Annotated in this window: 1 protein-coding gene; it reads right to left on the bottom strand. The window is 71.0% G+C overall.

Features of this window, described 5'->3' with window-relative positions:
• Positions 1–10 precede the first annotated feature (10 nt).
• Positions 11–1,492 carry a cation acetate symporter gene (locus ACI3KY_RS20240; RefSeq protein ID WP_404931912.1) on the bottom strand — a complete coding sequence of 494 codons (1,482 nt, stop codon included), beginning with the start codon at positions 1,490–1,492 and terminating at the stop codon, positions 11–13.
• Positions 1,493–1,584: the final 92 nt, after the last annotated feature.

The following is a 1,584-nucleotide window of genomic DNA, read 5'->3' as shown; positions in this document are numbered from 1 at the left end:
GCGTGTGACCTCAGCCGTCGAGGCCGTGGCGGCGTGCCGCTTCCGGCACGTGCAGCCGCGTGAGGAACAGGTCCGTGCCACGGGGGATCCCGCGCCGGTCGCCGCGTGAGACGAGCACGATCACCAGCACCGCGACCGGCACCGTCCAGGCCGCGGGCTGCTCGAGGAGCGGACGCAGCGCAGGCAGCCACGCCGAGACGATGCCACCCCCGAGGATCGCGACGCCCGACAGCACCGCGCCGGTGAGCATGCCCGCGATCGCGCCGCGTGCTGTCAGCCCGCGCCACCAGATGCCGAGCAGGAGCACCGGACACAGCGTCGACGCGGTGAACGCGAAGACGAGGCCCACGCTGCCGGCAAGGCCCGCCGATTCCGTCGCCAGGGCGACGACGAGGGGCACGAACGATGACAGCACCGCCGCGATGCGGAAGCCTCGCACGCTGCCGCCGAGGAGATCCTGGCTGATCACCCCCGCGAGCGAGACGACGAGGCCCGACGACGTCGAGAGGAACGCCGCGAACGCGCCGGCGATGACCAACGCCGTGAGCACGTCGCCCCACGGCCCGGGGACCAGTCGTCCGGGCAGCAGCAGGACGAGCGCATCCGCATCATCCGAGTCGGCGAGGTCGGGCGCGAACGCCCTGCCCAGGAACCCGAACGCGGTGGGGAACAGATAGAAGACGGAGAGCAGCACGAGCACGATCACCGTCGTGCGCCGTGCCGCGACGCCGTCGGGGTTGGTATAGAAGCGCACGAGCACATGGGGGAGGCCCAGTGTGCCCAGCAGCAGGGCGACCATGAGCGAGATCGTCCGGTACACCTCGAGGTCTCCGGGCCCGGCGGTCGCCGGGAACGCCTCGACGGGGGGAAGGGCGGGGGGAACGTCACCCACCAGCAGCAGGATCGCCACCACCGGGATCGCGAGCGCCGTGAGCTTCAGCCAGAACTGGAACGCCTGCACGAAGGTGATGGAGCGCATGCCGCCCGCGGCGACCACGACCGCGACGATCACGGCGACGGCGAGAGAGCCCACCCAGGCGGGAAGGCCGGTGGTGATCCGCACGGTGAGCGCCGCGCCCTGCAGCTGCGGCACGATGTAGAACCAGCCGATGACGATGACCAGCGTGCTCGTCACCCGGCGCGCCCACACCGACTCGAGCCGCGCCTCGGTGAAGTCGGGAATCGTGTACGCGCCTGAGCGACGCAAGGGCGCGGCGACGAACAGCAGCAGCATCAGGTAGCCGGCCGTATAGCCGATGGGAAACCAGATGCCCGCCGACCCGGTGAGCAGGATCAGGCCCGCGATGCCGAGGAACGATGCGGCCGACAGGTACTCGCCGCCGATCGCCGAGGCGTTCCACCATGGCCGGACCGTGCGGCTGGCCACATAGAAGTCGCTGGTCGTACGAGAGACGCGCAGACCGTAGAACCCGATGAGCGCCGACGCGATCGCGACGGCCGCGATCGCGGTGTAGCCGACGGCGGCGTTCACTCCTCCTCCGTCAGCGATCGGTACCGCGCCTCGTTGCGCGACGCGGCGCGCACATAGAGCGCCGCGACGGTGATGGCGAGCGGATAGACGCC

It is taken from the genome of Microbacterium sp. ZW T2_14 (assembly GCF_044987405.1).
Taxonomy (GTDB): domain Bacteria; phylum Actinomycetota; class Actinomycetes; order Actinomycetales; family Microbacteriaceae; genus Microbacterium.
The sequence above is the reverse complement of the archived record's forward strand: the minus strand, read 5'-3'. Positions and strand labels throughout refer to the sequence as shown.